Source organism: Caballeronia sp. dw_276 (assembly GCF_018449635.1).
GTDB lineage: Bacteria > Pseudomonadota > Gammaproteobacteria > Burkholderiales > Burkholderiaceae > Caballeronia.
Genome location: NZ_JAAVUV010000001.1, coordinates 470,617 through 486,944, shown reverse-complemented (window position 1 = coordinate 486,944; position 16,328 = coordinate 470,617). Strand labels below are relative to the sequence as shown.

Below are 16,328 nucleotides of genomic sequence, written 5' to 3'. Positions count from 1 at the left end.
AGACACCCGTCGTCAGCTCACGCCTTTCATATCGACCAAGGCCTGGTGCGTGCCCACGATCCGTCCGATCAGATAGCCATCGGACGCGCACGCATTCACCCGCTGGTCGCCGTTCCACACAATCTTGTATTGCTCGTCCTGCAGGTGGATCCCGGAGGGATCGAACTGCGCCTTCGGCGGCGCGGCTGCTTTGCCTGAATCGCGGATTTGCTCCATGACCAGCCGGTTCCACGTGTACGCGTAGCCATACTCGACGCCGTCAGCGAACGCGTCGAGATCGCAGACCTGCTTGGGCGGCGTGATCGAAACTTCAGTTTTGTAACCGCTCGGGCCGCCTACATCGATCTTTTGCATGCCGGGCACGCCCGAGGCGCCCGCCGCGATCGCTTCGGCCGAGCGGTTGCGCGACTGCGGCTTAGGCTGGGCCGCGGCGACTGGCGCCGAGGCCGCGCTGGGGAGCGTGGTTGCGGCGTTATCGGCGGGCGGGATGGGCGCGCAAGCGCTCAGGAGAAATATCGATGCAGCGACAAAGGCGCGGGGCGCAGCCTGGCGAAACTTGAATTCGGTGTTGAAAATCACGCTTTGCTGTCCGTCTCAAAATAAACCGGACCCTACCTTAACATTTTGAGACGGCGGCGGAGATTGTGCCGGATTTTGATGTGATCTTCAGGCCGCGCTCTCGGCGAATGCCCCGCCGAAAAACCAAGGGCCGCCCCGGTATGTAACCCGGAACGGCCCTGAAGGTTTGACCCACGTGATCGCGGCGGCTTTGCTCAAGCAGTCTTCAGCGGATGCTCGCTCAAATAAACCCGCAGCGCATTGTTCATCCGCGTTTGCCAGCCGTCTCCGGTCGCGCGAAACGCGGCAATCACATCTGCGTCGTAACGCACGCTGACCTGCTCCTTAGGATGTTCTTTTGGCGGCCGCCCCATACGGCGTTCCGCCATGAACTCGGGAAACGGCCGCAGCGCCTTGAACTCCTCGGACGACAACTCGTACGTGTCGGGATCTTCGGCGATACCGCGGTTGATTGCAGCTTCTTCTTCCGGGGTATTCCGGATCAATTTAGTCTTGCTCATATTCCTTAATCTCCCTGTTGTTCGCCCGGCGAAAACTGATGACCCGAATAGCGCCGTCCCGCGGAGTGAAAACCACGCAGTGAAGACGGCCGTGAAGCAGGCCATACCCGACGAGCCTTTCTTCGCGATAGTCCCGCCGCGCATCCGCTTGAATCCGCAGGGCGTCCCAGTCGAGACGCCCTGCATCGGCCAGCGACAATCCATGCTTGCGCTGGTTCGACACGTCCTTTCCCAAATCGAACATCACGTACTGTTTCATTTATTGTAGATGCAAAAAGTCTGAAAGACAAGGTTGTTGCCGCTGCGTGCGCCGCGCGATGGCAAAAAAAACCGTTCCGCGATGTGCGGAACGGTTCTTTAAACTTGCAGGCCAACTGTACCCGGTCGATGCTTTTGCCTGTCAAGCGCCTTCTTCGAGTACCAGCAAATTTTCGTGCGAGAAACCCAGCGCCACGGGCTGCCCTCGTTCGGGCAAACGTCGATTGGGATCGTTGAAGACATCGAGCGAAATCACCGACTGTTCAACGCGCGTCCTGATGCGAACCACCGCGCCGAGGAAGTTGACCTCTTCCACGGTTGCCGCGAGCGTATTGCGCCCATTCGCCGGCGCTTCGAGCACGATCGCTTCCGGGCGAACGGCAAGCGTGCGTTGCTTGCCGGTATCGCTGGAATTCAGTGCGTGCGATGTCCGCAATTCCTGTCCGCCAACCACAATGCGGCCGCTCGCCGGATCGACCACCTGCCCCGATAGCAAGTTGAGTGTTCCGACAAACGACGCCACGAAACGCGTACGCGGAAAATTATAGATCTCCGATGGCGTCCCGATCTGCTCCACGCGTCCCTCGTTCATGACGACGATACGGTCCGATATCGACAACGCTTCTTCCTGGTCATGCGTGACGAATATCGATGTAATGCCGAGTTCGCGCTGCAGGCTGCGAATATCTTCGCGCAAGGAAACGCGGATCTTGGCGTCGAGGGCGGACAACGGTTCGTCGAGCAACAGCACTTGCGGTTTGCTGGCAAGCGCCCGCGCGAGCGCCACGCGTTGTTGCTGACCGCCCGACAACTGCCACGGATACCGGTCGGCCAACTTGGGCAGCTTGATCAGCGCAAGCATCTCTTCCACGCGCGCCTTGATCTCGGCTTGCGGCCGGCGCAACACCTTCAGCCCGAAGCCAATGTTGTCCGCCACCGTCATGTTCGGAAACAGCGCGTACGACTGGAACACCATGCCGACCTTGCGTTGCCGCGTGCGCACATAGGTCACGTCGCGGCCGCCGAGTTTGATCGATCCGCGCGTCGGTGTTTCGAAGCCGGCGATCATGCGCAGAACGGTTGTCTTGCCGCAGCCCGACGGTCCGAGAAACGTGATGAACTCGCCACGTTCGATCTGCATGTCGAACTGATGCAGCACGGTGTTGGTGCCGAACGTCTTGCTGAGGTTTTCGATCTCGAGAAGTGCCATGACAAACCGACCTTTTAAGTTTTTTGTCCGGCGATGGACCGCGCCGAGCCGAAGACCTGGATAAGCCCCATCGAGGCCCACGTAATGGCGAACGCAATGATCGCGAGCGCCGATGGTTCATACGCCCGGTTCGCGCCGATCAATTGCAGATAAGGCCCGAACGCCGGACGGTTCAGCAGGCTCGCAAGCGTGAACTCACCGATCACCACCGCGAACGTGAGGAACGCGCCCGACAGGATTCCCGAGCGCACATTCGGGAAAATGATCTTGAAGAGGATGGTTGGCCAGGTCGCGCCGAGGCATTCGGCGGCTTCCGTCAGCGAGCGGACATCGACGGCGCGCAGGCCTGCATCGACGGACCGGTACATGTAGGGCAAACACAGCGTGACGTAGCCGCAGATCAGCAGGAAGTCGGTTGCGCGTTCATTGCCGGTAAGCGGCAGGAAAGAACTGCTGTTGTAGATATGCAGATAACCAAACACGATCACGATGGCCGGAATCACCAGCGGCAACAGCGTGATGAATTCGATCAGCGGACGCAGCTTCGGCAGGCGCAGCTGGACCCAATAAGCGGTCGGAACGACGAGCAACACGCCGAGCACGATCGCGAACACGCCCATCAGAATGGAGTAGCCAAACGACGCCTGGAAATGAGGATCGGTGAGCACGACCCGGTAAGCATCGAGGCTATATTCGCTGCGCCGCATCTTCAGGCTGAACTCGATGGTCGCGAGCAGCGGCAGCAGAAAATACACCGCGCCAATAACCATCGCGATCCATGCGCCCGCACGGGTTTGCGCGCGGACCTTGTTGTCTGGAGTGACTGCAACGGTAGCGGCGGTGCTCATCGACGTCCCCTTTCGGCGCGCGAACGCAGCCAGATATAACCGCCGTTCGACAAGCCGGTGACCAGCACCATGCCGAGTGCAAGTGCGTAACCAAGATTCTCGTTGTGCAGCACATCGCCGCGAATTTGCGCATACAGCACGATCGGCACGATATTCAGCGAGCTTCCGGTCAGCGCATAAGCCGTCGCAACAGCGCCAAATGCATTGGCGAACAACAGCAACGTGGCGCCGAGCACGCTTGGCCAAAGCACCGGTAACGCCACATACATCCAGTAATGGTAAGCACTGCCGCCAAGACAATCGCAGGCTTCGCGCCACTCGCGCTTGAGTCCATCGAGTGCGGGCGTGATGATCAGAACCATCAGGGGAATCTGGAAATACAGATACGTGAGCGTCAGCCCGGTAAAGCTCAAGATGCTGAAGCCCGTGGAATACAGGTTGATCCCCACGTACTTTTTCAGCAGAACGGTAACCAGACCGACCCGGCCTAATGTGCAGATGAACGCGAACGCGAGCGGCACGCCCGCGAAGTTCGACGCCACGCCGGAGAATGTCATCAAGGTCGGTCGAATCCATACGGGCAACTTGCCCTGCACGGCAGCCCACGCAAGCAAAAGCCCGAGAAAACCACCGCCTAACGCCGATGCTGCGCTGACCTTGAAGCTGATCCAGTAGGCATCGAGTACGCTTGGTTGCAGCAACTCGCGGAAATTGGCGAGCGTGAAATGGCCTTGTGCGTCCTGGAACGCGCCGACCATCAGCCACGCGGTGGGCAGCAGCAGGAACAAGACCGCGAATGCGAAAAACGGCAGGACGCCAAGGTAATTCCACGCTGGCGACACACGTCGCGCCGCCTTCATGCCGGGACCCAGCGACGGATCCTCATGCGCGGACATGGGCGCGGCGATCTTCGATGAAGTGCTCATGATGTCGCTCTAGACTGACAGGCCGCGCCGGGGAAACCACTTGAAGCGCGAGCCGAAAGGACGGCCGGACCCCAGGTGAAACCTGAGGTCCGGCCGCGCCCGTGTGTTGCGTTACTTGACGTTGGCGCCGACCACCTGGTCCCATTGCTTCGTGATGAGCGCTTTCGAAGCATTCTGCTCGTCGAGCGTCGGGAACACGACGTTCTTGTAAGCCGACGGTGGCGGCAGCTTGGCAAGCAGCGCAGCGGGAATCTTCTTGCTTGCCTCGAGATCCTTGAAGCGGATCGGATGGCAATATCCGGCGAGCCAGCCAAGCTGGCCTTCATCGGAGTAAAGGTATTCCATCCACAGCTTCGCCGCGTTCGGATGCGGTGCGTAAGCGCTGATGCCTTGCACATAGACGCCCGCAACCACACCAGTTTTCGGCACGACGACCGCGACCTTCGGATTGCCCTTCAGGGTATCCCGATCCGACAAGGCGTTGTAGTCCCAGCGCACGATGACGGGCGTAGTGCCCTGTGCCAACGACGCCGCCTTGCCGATCACCGGCACGAAGTTGCCGTTCTTGTTCATGGTGCCGAAATAGCTCAAGCCCGCGGCGCCGGCTTTCGATGCATCACCTTTCGCTTGCGACAATCCCGCTGCGTAGACCGCCTGGATCGCCTGGTTCGCCGAACGCGGATCGCCCGCGAGCGCAACTGCATTCTTGTAATCCGATTTGAGCAGATCGGGCCAGTCGGCCGGGACCTTGTCGATCATGTCGGTGTTCACTTCGAACGAGAGCACGCCGTAGTAGTCGCCGTACCAATAGCCGTCTTTCTCCTTCGCTGAATCAGGAATCGAGCTCCAGGTCGACACCTTGTAAGGCTGCAGCAAGCCGGCAGCTTGTGCTGTCGGTCCAAACGATAAACCCACGTCGATCACGTCCGGCGCTTGCGGCCCCGTGTTGCCCTTGTTCGCCTTGATGGCTTCGACTTCATCGCCCGAACCCGCATCCGGATTCAGCTCGTTGATCTGGATGCCGTACTTCGCCTTGAACCCCGCGATCACCGCGCCGTAACCGCACCAGTCGTGCGGCAACGCAATCGTCGTCAACTGCCCTTCTTTCTTTGCTGCCTCGATCAACGACGACGACGGCGCCGCCACGGCATGGCCCGCGAGCGCTGTGAGCGTGGCGATGGCCGCCGTAATGGATGCCTTGCCCAAATGCCGGCCGCCAGCACTGCGGCGGAAACTCGAAGTCACTCGCAACCCGTCTTGATTCATGGTGTTTCCATCCTCTGCCTGACGTGCTTACGTTTTTGGAATGTTGCTGCAGCGTAGATGCTGCCTGGTCCGAAACTTGTTGTAATGCGCACATATCTGGCGCGCACGCGACTCTGGCGGCCAAATATTTAATAACTATGACGACGGCTAAAAAGACAGTGATGCAGGACTGATTCCATGCACCGCAGGAATTCGATTGGAACGATCCGCGAGTGTGACGGAGAGACTAAGTTCAAATACCCAAATTCGCAAGTATCCAAAAAAATGCAACCTGAAAGGCGCTGGTTCTTGTTAATCTTTCAGTTGCAGGTCTGGGCGGAATGCTCGAAAAAATCCGCTCATGAATATTGGCGACATGCGGATGACACATAGTTGTGGCCGCATGCAAGGCATCAACAAATCGGCCGGACATCAACGATCAAGGGACACCGCATGTGGCAGGAAGATCGTCATCAGAGAATTCGAGCGCTGCTTGCAACGCTCGAACGCGTCTCGACCGAGCGCATCATGGCCGAGCTCGGCGTGTCGCGCGAGACGGTCAGGCGTGACCTGGTGGACCTGGAAGCGCTTGGCGAACTGAGGCGCGTGCATGGAGGCGTGACGCGTCCCGCTGACGAAGCGCCCATCGCCGAGCGCAGCCACACGCATGTCAAGTCGAAGAATGCGATTGCACGTGCGGCAACGGCATTGGTCAGCAGCGGCCAGACCTTGTTTATCGATGCCGGCACGACCACCGCGATTCTCGCGGAAGAACTTGCGAAGCTCGCCAATCTGACCATCATCACGAACTCCATCGATGTCGCGCAGAAAATGCGTTCGACCAGCGAGAAGACCGATACGAGCAACGAGATCATCCTGCTAGGCGGTTCGATCAGCGACCGCGCATTCGCGACCGTTGGCGGCACGACAGTCGCCGAGATCCTCCGATACCGCGCCGACATCGCGCTGCTTTCACCGGTTGCCATCGACCACCGGCATGGCGCGACCAACTTCGATCATGCCGAGACGGAAGTCGCGCGCGCAATGGTCGCGCACGCCGATCGCGTGGTGATACTGGCGGACTACAGCAAGATCGGGCAATGCAGCCGGATCGCGTTCTGCCCCATCAACCGGGTGGATACCCTGATTACCAACAAGAAAGGCGCCGAAGGGCCGGCATTGCTTTCTCTACGCAAGAAGCTTTCGCAAGTGATTCTTGCTTAGACGCTGTCGTTGCCATACGTTGCGTCGAGTACACGACGTCGCAGCCGAGTCTCACGCAGGGCGCCGGCGGCATCGAGCACTGGGTACGCCGTTGAGCAGAACAACGAGTTGAGCCGCTTCAGATCGCTGATGATGTCCAGGTGCAAAGCGCTGGTTTCTATACTGCGCGCGCTCTGTCCCGCCAGACGGTCCAGATGCGCATAGGAATAGCTCCGCTCCAGGTCGCGAAAGCGTTCCTTCTCCGCCAGCAAGCGCTCGGCGCTACGCAAATCGCTGTTCAGAAAGACGCTCAGCCCAAGCTGTAAATTGAGAATCACGCGCGCATGCAGGTCCTCGAGTTCGCTCAGACCCTCGGGCGAAAACGCCAGCCGGTGCATGATCTTCTTCTCCTGGATATTCATCACCACCCGCTCGATGATATCGCCCGCATGCTCCAGGTTGATGGTCAGAGTGATGATGTCGGTCCACCGGCGGCTGTCGGCTTCGTCGAGTTGTTCGCGGGAAATGCGCGCCAGATACGTCTTCACCGCCGCGTATAGCTGGTCCACGTCGTCGTCCATGCGGATAGTGGCGCGCGCCTTTACGGGATCGTTTGCGCGCATCAGGTCGAGAAGGTTGTCGAGCATCGTGCGGATGATGTCGCCAATGCGCAGCGCCTCGCGCGCGGAATTGGCAAGCGCGAGCGTAGGCGTGGAAAGCGCGACAGGGTCCAGATACAACGGCCGCAACTCGGGATTGACGTCCGGGCGGTCCGGCAGCAAGCGGTAGCAGAGACGTGCAACCGGTTCGATCAGCGGCATGCAGGCAAGACAGCGAATCAGGTTGTAGACGAGATGGAATGTGATCACCGACTCGCGCGGATAAGCGATCAGCGCGCCAAGCCCTTGCGCAATCCATGGCGCGAAAGGCAGCACGATCAGTGCACCGACCAGCTTGAAAAGCAGGTTGCCAAGCGCAAGCCGGCGGCCGGCCTGGTTCTGACCCATCGTGCCGATTACCGCGAGCAGGCCGCTTCCCAGATTCGCGCCGACCACGAGACACACGGCCACTTTCAGCGAAATCACGCCCGAAGACGCCAGCGTCGCCGTCAGCAGCACTGCCGCAAGACTCGAATACGAGATCATGGCGAACGCCGCGCCAACCAGCGTGTCGAGCATGGAGTCGCCCGTAAGGGCGCCGAACATGACCTTGACGCCTTCACCCTGCATGACAGGCTGCGCCGCTTCAACAATCAGATGCAGCGCCAGTAGAATCAGGCCCAGCCCGATGATCGTCCGGCCTACCTGTCCCACGCGCGTCTGCTTGAACGACAGGAACGCAATGACTCCGCCGAGCAACAGAATAGGCGACAGCCACGAGAGATCCAGCGTCAGCACGCGCGACATCAGCGCCGTGCCGACGTCGGCGCCGAGCATGATGGCCAGCCCCGGCGCGAGCGGCAGCAAGCCTTGCGCGGCAAACGACGACGCCAGCACGGCCGTCGCATTGCTGCTCTGTACCAGACTGGTCACACAAAGGCCCGCGCCGAAAGCGCGAAAGCGGCTGTTCGTGCTGCGCGCGAGCACGCGCCGAAGTTCGGCGCCGAGCACCCGCAGGATGCCGGTACGGACAATGTGCGTGCCCCATACCAGCACAGCGACGCCCGACAGGATATTCAAAAGAGTCAACATATGGCCACTTCCGTTATTCGTTCCAACTGTCATGCCGTTGACACATGATGCCATGCAAACGGGTTGTACAATTTTGCAATGTTGTAGTTTTGGGTATTTAACGATACGATCAATCGCACCCATCGACCTCGTGCGGGCCATCGTAAGCCCTTGCGTTCTGTCGCGTTTTTTCGTCTGCAATTCAAGGGCCGCAAGCATGAACCGAGGCATGAGCCGGACTCTCGCGCTGTTCGATCTGGACCACACGCTGCTGCCGCTGGACAGCGACCAGTCGTGGGCGCGCTTCTACGCTACCCTCGGCTTCGAAGGCAGCGCCGACCACGTCAGAGAGATCGACGCCTACTATCAGCAGTACGCGGCCGGCAAGCTCGACATGGACGGTTATCTGAAGCTGACGCTTGCGCCGCTCGCCCGGCATTCGCGCGCGGATCTGGATGCGTGGCATGCCGCGTTCATGAAGACGGTCATCGAACCAGCCATTCGCCCGGAGGCGCTCGCACTCCTGCGCCGTCATCTGGATGCGGGCGACCTGTGCTGCATCGTGACCGCGACAAACGCGTTCGTCACCGCGCCTATAGCAAAGGCGCTGGGCGTCGAGCATCTGCTGGCTATCGATCTCGACACCGAACACGACAATCCGCTCGGGCGGTATACCGGCCGCTCCGTGGGCGTCGCGACATTTCGCGAAGGCAAGATCGTCAGGACCGAGCAATGGCTTGCATCGCAGGGATTGAAACTGGACGATTTCAAGGAAAGCTATTTCTACAGCGATTCAGTCAACGACGTTCCGCTCATGGAACGTGTCACCCATCCGGTCGCGACCAATCCCGATCCCAGACTTCGAATGATTGCAGCCGAACGCAACTGGCCGGTCATCGAACTCTTCGCGTAAGCCCGGTTTTATTCATACGCCATATGGCGTAGCATCTCGGCCATTCTTACAACAGACGTAAAGAGACATGGCCCTGATCGCCCGCAACCTGCTCGGCATTGCTGTCCTGCTGTTCATCGCATTTATTTTTTCCAATAACCGGCGCGGCATCCGGCTGCGTACGGTCATACCCGCGTTGCTCGCGCAGATCGGCATTGGCGCGTTCATCTTGTTCGTGCCATTCGGTAAAAGCGTGTTGGCCGCCGCCGCGGCAGGCGTGAATCACGTGCTGGGGTATGGCAACGCCGGCATCGAATTCCTGTTCGGCGGGCTGGTGCAATCGAAGATGTTCCAGCTCTTCGGCGACGGCGGATTTGTGTTCGCCGTGCGTGTCTTGCCGGCCATCATCTTCGTGACCGCTTTGATCGCGGTGCTCTACTATCTCGGCGTCATGCGCTGGATCGTGATCATTCTCGGCACGATCTTCCAGAAGCTGCTGGGGGTATCGAAGCTCGAATCTTTTTCGGCCGTCACCACCATCTTCCTCGGGCAAAGCGAAATGCCCGCGGTCGTGAAACCGTTCGTTCGTGACATGACCGGCGCGGAATTGTTCGCCGTGATGTCGAGCGGCATGGCGGCGGTCGCCGGTTCCGTGCTCGCGGGCTACGCCGGGCTCGGCGTGAAAGTGGAATATCTGCTCGCTGCGTCGTTCATGGCGGTGCCGGGCGGATTGCTGTTTGCAAAGATTCTTCACCCATCGACCGAAGCAAGCCGCGTCACACTCGAGCATCTCAACTTCGATGAAAAACGTCCTGCCAACGTCATAGAAGCGGCAAGTTCCGGCGCGACGGTGGGCCTGAAAATCGCGGTGATGGTCGGCGCGATGCTGATTGCGTTCGTCGGCTTGATCGCTTTGTTGAACGGGATCGTTGGCGGGATTGGCGGATGGTTCGGCGCGCCACATCTGTCGATGCAATCGGTACTCGGCGCCATCTTCTCGCCGCTTGCGTACCTGATCGGCGTACCGTGGGATCAAGCCGCACTCGCCGGCAACTTCCTCGGCCAGAAAATCATCTTGAACGAGTTCGTGGCGTATGCGTCGCTTTCGCCGTATCTGAAGGACTCCGCAAGCGTCGCTGCGGCTGGTCTGCAGGTGCTCGATCCGCGTACCATAGCGATCTTGTCATTCGCGCTGTGCGGTTTCGCAAACTTTGCGTCCATTGCCGTGCTGACCGGCGGCTTCAGCGCGGTGGCGCCGGAACGCCGCGCCGAAGTGGCGCGCTATGGCCTGCGCGTCGTGCTTGCCGCCACGCTCTCGAACCTGATGAGCGCGACGATCGCGGGCATGTTCCTGACGCTTAACTGAGGGAAAAATCATGACGATGGAACAATTGCTCGAACGTGCGAAAACCGCGCGCGAACGGGCCTATGCACCCTATTCGAAGTTCAAGGTCGGCGCTGCGTTGCTGACAAAAGACGGCCGCGTTTTCGATGGCTGCAACGTGGAAAATGCATCGTATGGATTGTGCAATTGTGCGGAGCGCACCGCGTTTTTCAGCGCCATTGCGGCGGGCTGCAAGCGTGATGAATTCGCGGCTCTCGCCGTGATCGGCGACACCGACGGCCCCATTGCGCCATGCGGCGCGTGTCGTCAGGTGATCATCGAACTGGGCGGTCCCGAGTTGTTCATCCGCCTTGGCAATCTCACGGGCGTGATCCGCGACACAACCGCGCGTGAGCAGCTTCCAGACGCCTTCTACCTATGACACAGCACAAGGTAATCTACGACACGGACCCGGGTGTCGACGACGCCATGGCGCTCGTATTCCAGGCGCTGCATCCGGATATCGAATTGCTCGGGATCACGAGCGTCTACGGCAACGCGACGATCGATACCACCACGTCCAACGCGCTTTATCTGCGTTCGCGTTTTTGTCCCGGCGTGCCGGTCGCGCGTGGTGCAGCGGCGCCGCTGCATCGCGCGCCGCCTGCACCGCTCGGCTGGATTCATGGCGACAACGGGCTGGGGAATATCGAGCTGGGCGAACCGGGCGACACGTCATTGGACGCGCGCCCAGCACATCAATTCATTGTCGATACCATCCGCGCCCAACCCGGCGAAGTAACGCTGATCGCGGTCGGTCCGCTGACGAATCTTGCCCTCGCGCTCGAAGCCGATCCGGAGATCGCAACACTCGTGAAGCAGGTCGTGATCATGGGCGGCGCGTTTGGGACTGCGGGCGTGCTCGGCAATGTATCGCCGGCAGCCGAAGCCAACATCATGTGCGATCCCGATGCCGCCGATATTGTGCTTGGCGCGGCGTGGCCCGTGACCATGGTCGGCCTGGACGTCACGCAAGAAACGATCATGCCGAACGAATGGCTCAAGGACTTCGGCGGCCATGGCGACGCCGGCCGTTTCGTGTGGGACGTATCACGTCATTACGCGCGGTTCCACAAGGACAGCGCGGGACTTGAAGGGATCTATGTCCACGATTCATCGGCGGTGGCGTATGTGCTTGCGCCGCATCTTTACACCGTGCGCAAGGGTCCGGTGCGAGTGGTGACGAGCGGCATTGCGACGGGCGAGACGATTCAGAAACCGGTGACCATGAAGGCGCCTGCGCCGGACTGGGATGATCGTCCGGCGCAGGCGGTGTGCGTCGGCGTGGATGCCGCCGGTATGCTCGACCTGTACAAAAACACCTTTTTTAAAGCACTTTAACTGCTCAGTTGCGCGCCGAGCCACGCGCGCAGCGCTTCGACTTCTTCAGCGCAAACCGAGTGTGGCATAGGATATTGATGCCACTCGATCTTGCATCCATGGGACAGCGCGAAGTCGCGCCCCTGCTCGGCCAGTTCCAGCGGAAGAACCGGGTCCTGCGTGCCGTGCGCGGCGAAGATCGGCGTGTCGCGATTTGCTTCGCTGAACGCTGCATCGATCAAACCCGGCGACGGCACATACCCCGACAACACAATCAGGCCAGCCAGCTTCTCCGGATGCGTCAGGCCCGCCGTATAGGTCATCGCGCCGCCTTGCGAGAAGCCGGCAAGAAAGATCTTCGATGTCGGAATCCCGCGTTCGTTTTCACGTGCGATCAGATCGCGAATGCGGTCACACGAGGCCGCGAGGCCGGCTTCATCGACACGCCGGTTCACGCCCTCGAACGACAGGATGTCGTACCACGCGCGCATTACATAGCCGTTGTTGCCGGTCACGGGCATTTCCAAGGCGTTCGGAAACACGAAACGCACCGCCGGCAGATCGCCCAGACGCAATTCCGGCACGAGCGGAATAAAGTCGTTGGCATCGGCGCCCAGGCCGTGCATCAGGATCACGGCGAACTCGGGATTCGGCGCGGTTTCCACGTCGATGGTGGACAACAAGGCGGTCATGAACTGGACTCCGGTTTGACAAGTTTCAAATGATAGGGACGAGAATAAGGATGATGCCGAACAGGGAAACGACCCAGATGAGCGAGCGCAGGAAAGGAATTCCCGCTGCGTACACCGGCACATAAGCGACCCGCGCGATGATGTAAAGCCACGCGCCCGTGAGCGTCAACGGGCCTTCGCGGCCCACTATGTGTGTGATCAAAATGGCGATGGCGAAAACAGGCAGCGTTTCAAAAAGGTTCGCTTGCGCGCGCATAAGTCTGCCCGTCAGCTTGCCGGGCGGCGTTGCCGGTTTGTCGCGAGCGCTGGCGTTGTAACCAAGACCGGTCTCGCGGCTGCGCAGCACCGATGGCAGCAGCACCTGGATCAGCGCGAGCACCAGCGCCCAGGCAAGAATATGAAGTTCTGTCGTCATGGTTGCTCTTTAGGTTGATTGCGGGCGAAACCGGACTCATCATGCCATCATTGATGCATCGTGCAGATCGTGGACAATCATTCATGCAAACCCTTCCCGTGCGGCTGGTTCCCGGAGATGACCTGCGCAATACGCTTGAGGCGCTCTCGCGAAACGAAGCCCTCGGTGCAGCGTTCGTGCTTCAGGGTATTGGCAGCCTGAGCGTGGCGAACCTGCGTTATGCCGGTATCGATCAAGCCACCCTCCTTGATCGCGACCTCGAAATCCTGACCCTGGCCGGCTCTCTCGGTCCCGACGGCGCACACCTGCACATGTCCGTCTCCGATTCCGCCGGCCGCGTGTACGGCGGCCATGTATCGCCGGGATGCATTGTCAGAACCACGGCGGAGATCCTGCTCGCGAGCCTCGACGGCTTCCGCTTTTCACGCGAAGTCGATTCCGCCACGGGGTTCCCGGAACTATCGGTACACCGTCAACCCTGACGCGTGCGCCAATATCGGCGCATGAGTTCGATACTCACAATGCACGCCGCCAGCCACGCCGTGCCCGACGCGAAACCGGCCAGCACGTCGCTTGCGAAATGCACGCGCAGGAATACGCGGCTGCTTGCGGTCGTGACTGCGATGATCGTTGCCAATATTGCCGCGGGCAGACGCCAGCGCGATGGCATGACGCTCACAAGCACATACGCAATCATGCCGTAAGTCACCAGTGAACCAGATGCATGGCCGCTCGGAAAACTCCAGCCATCGGCGGTGGCGATCTCGCGGTCGTGCACCGGCCGCACGCGCTCGAAGATACGCTTGAGCGTAGTGTTCAAAACGCCGTTGCCGACGATCGCGATCACAAAACCAATAGCAATAGCGCGCCTGCCACTAAGCACCAGCAGCACAGCGCCTAGCACACACCACGTTGCGAGCAGCCATGGATCGCCGAGATGCGTAACGCGCGCAAAGACCCTGATTACATCGATGGGAACGCTTCGCGCGATACCGTCGGCGAAGGCTTGATCCATAAACCCGAGCGTCTCGCCGTCACCAATTTCATCGGCGATAGCGGCGAACAACGCAGCCGCGCCAACGATGATCGCAAAGCTTACCGCCAGATGAATCACGAGCAAGATACGCGGTGGTAATCCGCCCTTTTCGCGTGGCAATCCGTAGCGTTGCACAAGCCGCCAAGCACCGAGCACCGCAAGAATCGCTATCACGAGCGTCGCCCCGTACACCGCGAGTGCATGCTCTCCCGCGACATGCGCCGCGTGAATTACGCTGGCGTACCTTGGGTCTGGCTGGCTCATGAAAGCGCGGCGACGGGTGTGTCGAGCGTTTCGGTATCGAAATCCAGCGCGTGCCGCGTAACCGGTTCAAACGATAAAAGCGCGTGATTGAAGTCCCATCGCGCGATGACCGCACGCCGGTCGCCCGCAACCGATGCGTCATCGTATTCAATCAGGTTCACCGAATTCGGCACCGCGCCGCGTACCCTGGAGGACAACGAGGTGCCCGCCTGCACCGCCCACATGCGCCGCGGCAGATCCTTGTACGCCGCGTGCAAGGGCAATACATAAGGCAAGTGGATATGTCCGCCCATGATCAGATCAGCGCCCGCTTGCGCCCAGCGCCGGACCGCGTGTTCGCGGCCATGCAAAAGGTTGTGCACGTCGTTTGCGCGTGCGGCCAGCACCGGCTGGTGCGTGACGATTGCGCGCAATTGCCCGGGCGCCGCACGCTCCAGCCGCCGCGCCACGCGCTCGGCCTGCTGCGCCGATACTTCGCCATCCTTATGACGATACGGCCGGGTCGTGTTGACGCCGATCACCAGCAGCGCATCGGACTCGAACACCGGTTCCAGGTCATGTCCGAACACCCGCCGATGATTCGCATACGGATGCATCGCGCGCGCAAACACGTTGTAGAGCGGGATATCGTGATTGCCGGGCACGATCACGAACGGCGTTGCGCCGAATTTATCGACGAAAACGCGTGCCGCGCTGAATTGCGCACGCCGCGCTCGCTGCGTGATGTCGCCGGACATGACCACGAGATCCGGACGATGGATGTCGGCGAGGCGCAGCAACGCTTCCACAACCGGCGGTTGTTCGGTGCCAAAGTGAGGGTCGGAAATTTGCAGCAGCAGGGTCATGAGCGGTTGGCGTTGGCGACTTCGGCCTCGGGTTTGAGCAGGAACAGCGGCTCGGAGGCGACGCGGAATTCGAGCGGCATGTTCATCCAGGTCACTTCGCCATCGGTCGCAATCTTGACGGGGCGAGGCCGCTTTGACGGGTGCGTCACCGTAATGTGATCGAACGCGAAGCTGATGACATCGTCTGCATCGCTCATCCTGCCGGTTGCGCCGCGCAGCGTAAGCGCGATCTGAGCAAGTCGCCCAATTGCGCGTGGTGCGATGGCAGCGAGCAACCCTTGTTCCAGCTGTGGCGCTTCGGCCATGCCGATCTGTTCGAGCTGAAGTCGATTGTTGCCGACAAACAATGTCGAAGTCCGGATTTCCTGCATTGTGCCATCGTGCTCTATATGCAAGCGCAAATGCCGATGAGGCCGCAACAGCGTGATAGCCGCCGACCACAGGGCGATCAACCGGCTGCGGCCGAATTGCTGTTTATACAGTTCGCGGTCTTCGAGCAACTTCGGATACAGGCCGAGGCTAGCGTTGACCAGGAACATGCGGTCGTTGACGAATCCAACTTGTACAGGATGCGCCCGGGCACTCAGCAATAGCGGAATGGATTCTTCGGGATCGGACGGAATACCGTGGTCGCGGCTGAAGTAGTTGAACGTGCCACGCGGCAAGACGGCGAACGGACATCCGCTGCCGAGTACGGCGCTCGCAACGGCGCAAAGTGTCCCATCGCCGCCCGCGCCGACTACCACGCCTTTCTGCACCTTGGCGTCGCGTACCGCTTTCGCGGCGGTCTCGACGAGTTTCGACGGATCCTCGACCAGCCTGACCTCGAACTGGCGCCCCGCGCGGCCCAAGGTCTGTTCGAGCGCCGCGCGCGTTTCATCGCTTTGCTTGCGCCCCGAACCCGCGTTCATCACGATAAAAAACGGCGCGTCGGCGGCGATCACGCGAGGCCCATGTGCCTGGGAGGCGGCTTTCGAGAGCAACGGGGAAAGATCGGCGGGCGTCATGAAAGGCGCTCCTGTCAGGTCGGATCGAGCATCA

At 60.4% G+C, this 16,328-nt stretch carries 19 protein-coding genes; 6 read left to right on the top strand and 13 right to left on the bottom strand.

Translation table 11 applies throughout. The features are described from left to right. Nucleotides 1-12: 12 nt before the first annotated feature. From HB633_RS02205 to HB633_RS02175, 7 genes are all read right to left on the bottom strand, one after another. On the bottom strand, nt 13-579 hold the full coding sequence (locus tag HB633_RS02205; protein ID WP_213776416.1) for a hypothetical protein: 567 nt from the start codon (nt 577-579) through the stop codon (nt 13-15). Nucleotides 580-773: 194 nt separating this feature from the next. Beyond that, nucleotides 774-1,079, bottom strand: coding sequence for a BrnA antitoxin family protein (locus tag HB633_RS02200; protein WP_213776415.1), 306 nt, complete (start codon nt 1,077-1,079; stop codon nt 774-776). Continuing rightward, entirely contained in the window at nt 1,066-1,338 is a 273-nt protein-coding gene (locus HB633_RS02195; protein WP_213776414.1) for a BrnT family toxin, read from the bottom strand. Before HB633_RS02195 ends, HB633_RS02200 begins: the two co-directional genes overlap by 14 nt. Nucleotides 1,339-1,479: 141 nt before the next feature. Continuing rightward, nucleotides 1,480-2,547: an ABC transporter ATP-binding protein gene (locus tag HB633_RS02190; RefSeq protein ID WP_213776413.1), complete on the bottom strand. Its 1,068-nt coding sequence runs from the start codon at nt 2,545-2,547 to the stop codon at nt 1,480-1,482. Nucleotides 2,548-2,561: 14 nt separating this feature from the next. Then, a complete protein-coding gene (locus tag HB633_RS02185; RefSeq protein ID WP_213776412.1) occupies nt 2,562-3,395 on the bottom strand; it encodes an ABC transporter permease in 834 nt (277 codons plus the stop codon). After that, entirely contained in the window at nt 3,392-4,255 is an 864-nt protein-coding gene (locus HB633_RS02180; RefSeq protein ID WP_119024685.1) for an ABC transporter permease subunit, read from the bottom strand. Before HB633_RS02180 ends, HB633_RS02185 begins: the two co-directional genes overlap by 4 nt. A gap of 177 nt (nt 4,256-4,432) precedes the next feature. Beyond that, nucleotides 4,433-5,587, bottom strand: coding sequence for an ABC transporter substrate-binding protein (locus HB633_RS02175; protein ID WP_213776411.1), 1,155 nt, complete (start codon nt 5,585-5,587; stop codon nt 4,433-4,435). A gap of 432 nt (nt 5,588-6,019) precedes the next feature. Here HB633_RS02175 and HB633_RS02170 point away from each other — a divergent pair, with 432 nt between their 5' ends. Next, complete coding sequence (locus tag HB633_RS02170) at nt 6,020-6,790, top strand: DeoR/GlpR family DNA-binding transcription regulator (protein WP_213776410.1); 771 nt, start codon at nt 6,020-6,022, stop codon at nt 6,788-6,790. Here the strand turns inward: HB633_RS02170 and HB633_RS02165 are convergent. Then, nucleotides 6,787-8,460: a Na/Pi cotransporter family protein gene (locus HB633_RS02165; protein ID WP_213776409.1), complete on the bottom strand. Its 1,674-nt coding sequence runs from the start codon at nt 8,458-8,460 to the stop codon at nt 6,787-6,789. The genes HB633_RS02170 and HB633_RS02165 overlap by 4 nt on opposite strands. A gap of 208 nt (nt 8,461-8,668) precedes the next feature. Between HB633_RS02165 and HB633_RS02160 the strand changes: the two genes are divergently transcribed. From HB633_RS02160 to HB633_RS02145, 4 genes are all read left to right on the top strand, one after another. Further along, nucleotides 8,669-9,352, top strand: coding sequence for an HAD family hydrolase (locus HB633_RS02160; protein WP_213776408.1), 684 nt, complete (start codon nt 8,669-8,671; stop codon nt 9,350-9,352). 67 nt (nt 9,353-9,419) lie between these two features. Then, complete coding sequence (locus tag HB633_RS02155; protein ID WP_213776407.1) at nt 9,420-10,697, top strand: NupC/NupG family nucleoside CNT transporter; 1,278 nt, start codon at nt 9,420-9,422, stop codon at nt 10,695-10,697. A gap of 10 nt (nt 10,698-10,707) precedes the next feature. Further along, the gene (locus HB633_RS02150; RefSeq protein WP_213776406.1) at nt 10,708-11,097 is read left to right on the top strand and encodes a cytidine deaminase; all 390 of its coding nucleotides are present in this window, start codon (nt 10,708-10,710) and stop codon (nt 11,095-11,097) included. Then, a complete protein-coding gene (locus HB633_RS02145; protein ID WP_213776405.1) occupies nt 11,094-12,056 on the top strand; it encodes a nucleoside hydrolase in 963 nt (320 codons plus the stop codon). The genes HB633_RS02150 and HB633_RS02145 overlap by 4 nt, the downstream gene beginning before the upstream one ends. Here the strand turns inward: HB633_RS02145 and HB633_RS02140 are convergent. After that, complete coding sequence (locus HB633_RS02140) at nt 12,053-12,727, bottom strand: alpha/beta hydrolase (RefSeq protein WP_213776404.1); 675 nt, start codon at nt 12,725-12,727, stop codon at nt 12,053-12,055. The two genes, HB633_RS02145 and HB633_RS02140, sit on opposite strands and share 4 nt — an antisense overlap. A 25-nt stretch (nt 12,728-12,752) precedes the next feature. Beyond that, nucleotides 12,753-13,142: an MAPEG family protein gene (locus HB633_RS02135; protein ID WP_213776403.1), complete on the bottom strand. Its 390-nt coding sequence runs from the start codon at nt 13,140-13,142 to the stop codon at nt 12,753-12,755. Between the two features lie 83 nt (nt 13,143-13,225). On the opposite strand from HB633_RS02135, the gene HB633_RS02130 reads away from it, so the two are divergent. Further along, the gene (locus HB633_RS02130; protein ID WP_213776402.1) at nt 13,226-13,624 is read left to right on the top strand and encodes a PPC domain-containing DNA-binding protein; all 399 of its coding nucleotides are present in this window, start codon (nt 13,226-13,228) and stop codon (nt 13,622-13,624) included. Here HB633_RS02130 and HB633_RS02125 read toward each other — a convergent pair. Genes HB633_RS02125 through HB633_RS02115 form a run of 3 tightly spaced genes read right to left on the bottom strand, consistent with a single transcriptional unit; the run spans nt 13,615 to nt 16,294 of the window. Continuing rightward, nucleotides 13,615-14,442 carry a phosphatase PAP2 family protein gene (locus HB633_RS02125; RefSeq protein WP_213776401.1) on the bottom strand — a complete coding sequence of 276 codons (828 nt, stop codon included), beginning with the start codon at nt 14,440-14,442 and terminating at the stop codon, nt 13,615-13,617. The genes HB633_RS02130 and HB633_RS02125 overlap by 10 nt on opposite strands. Continuing rightward, a complete protein-coding gene (locus HB633_RS02120; RefSeq protein WP_213776400.1) occupies nt 14,439-15,287 on the bottom strand; it encodes a metallophosphoesterase in 849 nt (282 codons plus the stop codon). The genes HB633_RS02125 and HB633_RS02120 overlap by 4 nt, the downstream gene beginning before the upstream one ends. Further along, nucleotides 15,284-16,294 carry a diacylglycerol kinase family protein gene (locus HB633_RS02115; protein ID WP_213776399.1) on the bottom strand — a complete coding sequence of 337 codons (1,011 nt, stop codon included), beginning with the start codon at nt 16,292-16,294 and terminating at the stop codon, nt 15,284-15,286. The genes HB633_RS02120 and HB633_RS02115 overlap by 4 nt, the downstream gene beginning before the upstream one ends. Nucleotides 16,295-16,328: the final 34 nt, after the last annotated feature.

What these genes read in the sequence shown, in the direction of transcription:
- HB633_RS02200 (WP_213776415.1), bottom strand. Translation starts at nt 1,079, where the DNA reads ATGAGCAAGACTAAATTGATCCGGAATACCCCGGAAGAAGAAGCTGCA.
- HB633_RS02195 (WP_213776414.1), bottom strand. Translation starts at nt 1,338, where the DNA reads ATGAAACAGTACGTGATGTTCGATTTGGGAAAGGACGTGTCGAACCAG.
- HB633_RS02190 (WP_213776413.1), bottom strand. Translation starts at nt 2,547, where the DNA reads ATGGCACTTCTCGAGATCGAAAACCTCAGCAAGACGTTCGGCACCAAC.
- HB633_RS02185 (WP_213776412.1), bottom strand. Translation starts at nt 3,395, where the DNA reads ATGAGCACCGCCGCTACCGTTGCAGTCACTCCAGACAACAAGGTCCGC.
- HB633_RS02180 (WP_119024685.1), bottom strand. Translation starts at nt 4,255, where the DNA reads ATGAAGGCGGCGCGACGTGTGTCGCCAGCGTGGAATTACCTTGGCGTC.
- HB633_RS02175 (WP_213776411.1), bottom strand. Translation starts at nt 5,587, where the DNA reads ATGAATCAAGACGGGTTGCGAGTGACTTCGAGTTTCCGCCGCAGTGCT.
- HB633_RS02170 (WP_213776410.1), top strand. Translation starts at nt 6,020, where the DNA reads ATGTGGCAGGAAGATCGTCATCAGAGAATTCGAGCGCTGCTTGCAACG.
- HB633_RS02165 (WP_213776409.1), bottom strand. Translation starts at nt 8,460, where the DNA reads ATGTTGACTCTTTTGAATATCCTGTCGGGCGTCGCTGTGCTGGTATGG.
- HB633_RS02160 (WP_213776408.1), top strand. Translation starts at nt 8,669, where the DNA reads ATGAGCCGGACTCTCGCGCTGTTCGATCTGGACCACACGCTGCTGCCG.
- HB633_RS02155 (WP_213776407.1), top strand. Translation starts at nt 9,420, where the DNA reads ATGGCCCTGATCGCCCGCAACCTGCTCGGCATTGCTGTCCTGCTGTTC.
- HB633_RS02150 (WP_213776406.1), top strand. Translation starts at nt 10,708, where the DNA reads ATGACGATGGAACAATTGCTCGAACGTGCGAAAACCGCGCGCGAACGG.
- HB633_RS02145 (WP_213776405.1), top strand. Translation starts at nt 11,094, where the DNA reads ATGACACAGCACAAGGTAATCTACGACACGGACCCGGGTGTCGACGAC.
- HB633_RS02140 (WP_213776404.1), bottom strand. Translation starts at nt 12,727, where the DNA reads ATGACCGCCTTGTTGTCCACCATCGACGTGGAAACCGCGCCGAATCCC.
- HB633_RS02135 (WP_213776403.1), bottom strand. Translation starts at nt 13,142, where the DNA reads ATGACGACAGAACTTCATATTCTTGCCTGGGCGCTGGTGCTCGCGCTG.
- HB633_RS02130 (WP_213776402.1), top strand. Translation starts at nt 13,226, where the DNA reads ATGCAAACCCTTCCCGTGCGGCTGGTTCCCGGAGATGACCTGCGCAAT.
- HB633_RS02125 (WP_213776401.1), bottom strand. Translation starts at nt 14,442, where the DNA reads ATGAGCCAGCCAGACCCAAGGTACGCCAGCGTAATTCACGCGGCGCAT.
- HB633_RS02120 (WP_213776400.1), bottom strand. Translation starts at nt 15,287, where the DNA reads ATGACCCTGCTGCTGCAAATTTCCGACCCTCACTTTGGCACCGAACAA.
- HB633_RS02115 (WP_213776399.1), bottom strand. Translation starts at nt 16,294, where the DNA reads ATGACGCCCGCCGATCTTTCCCCGTTGCTCTCGAAAGCCGCCTCCCAG.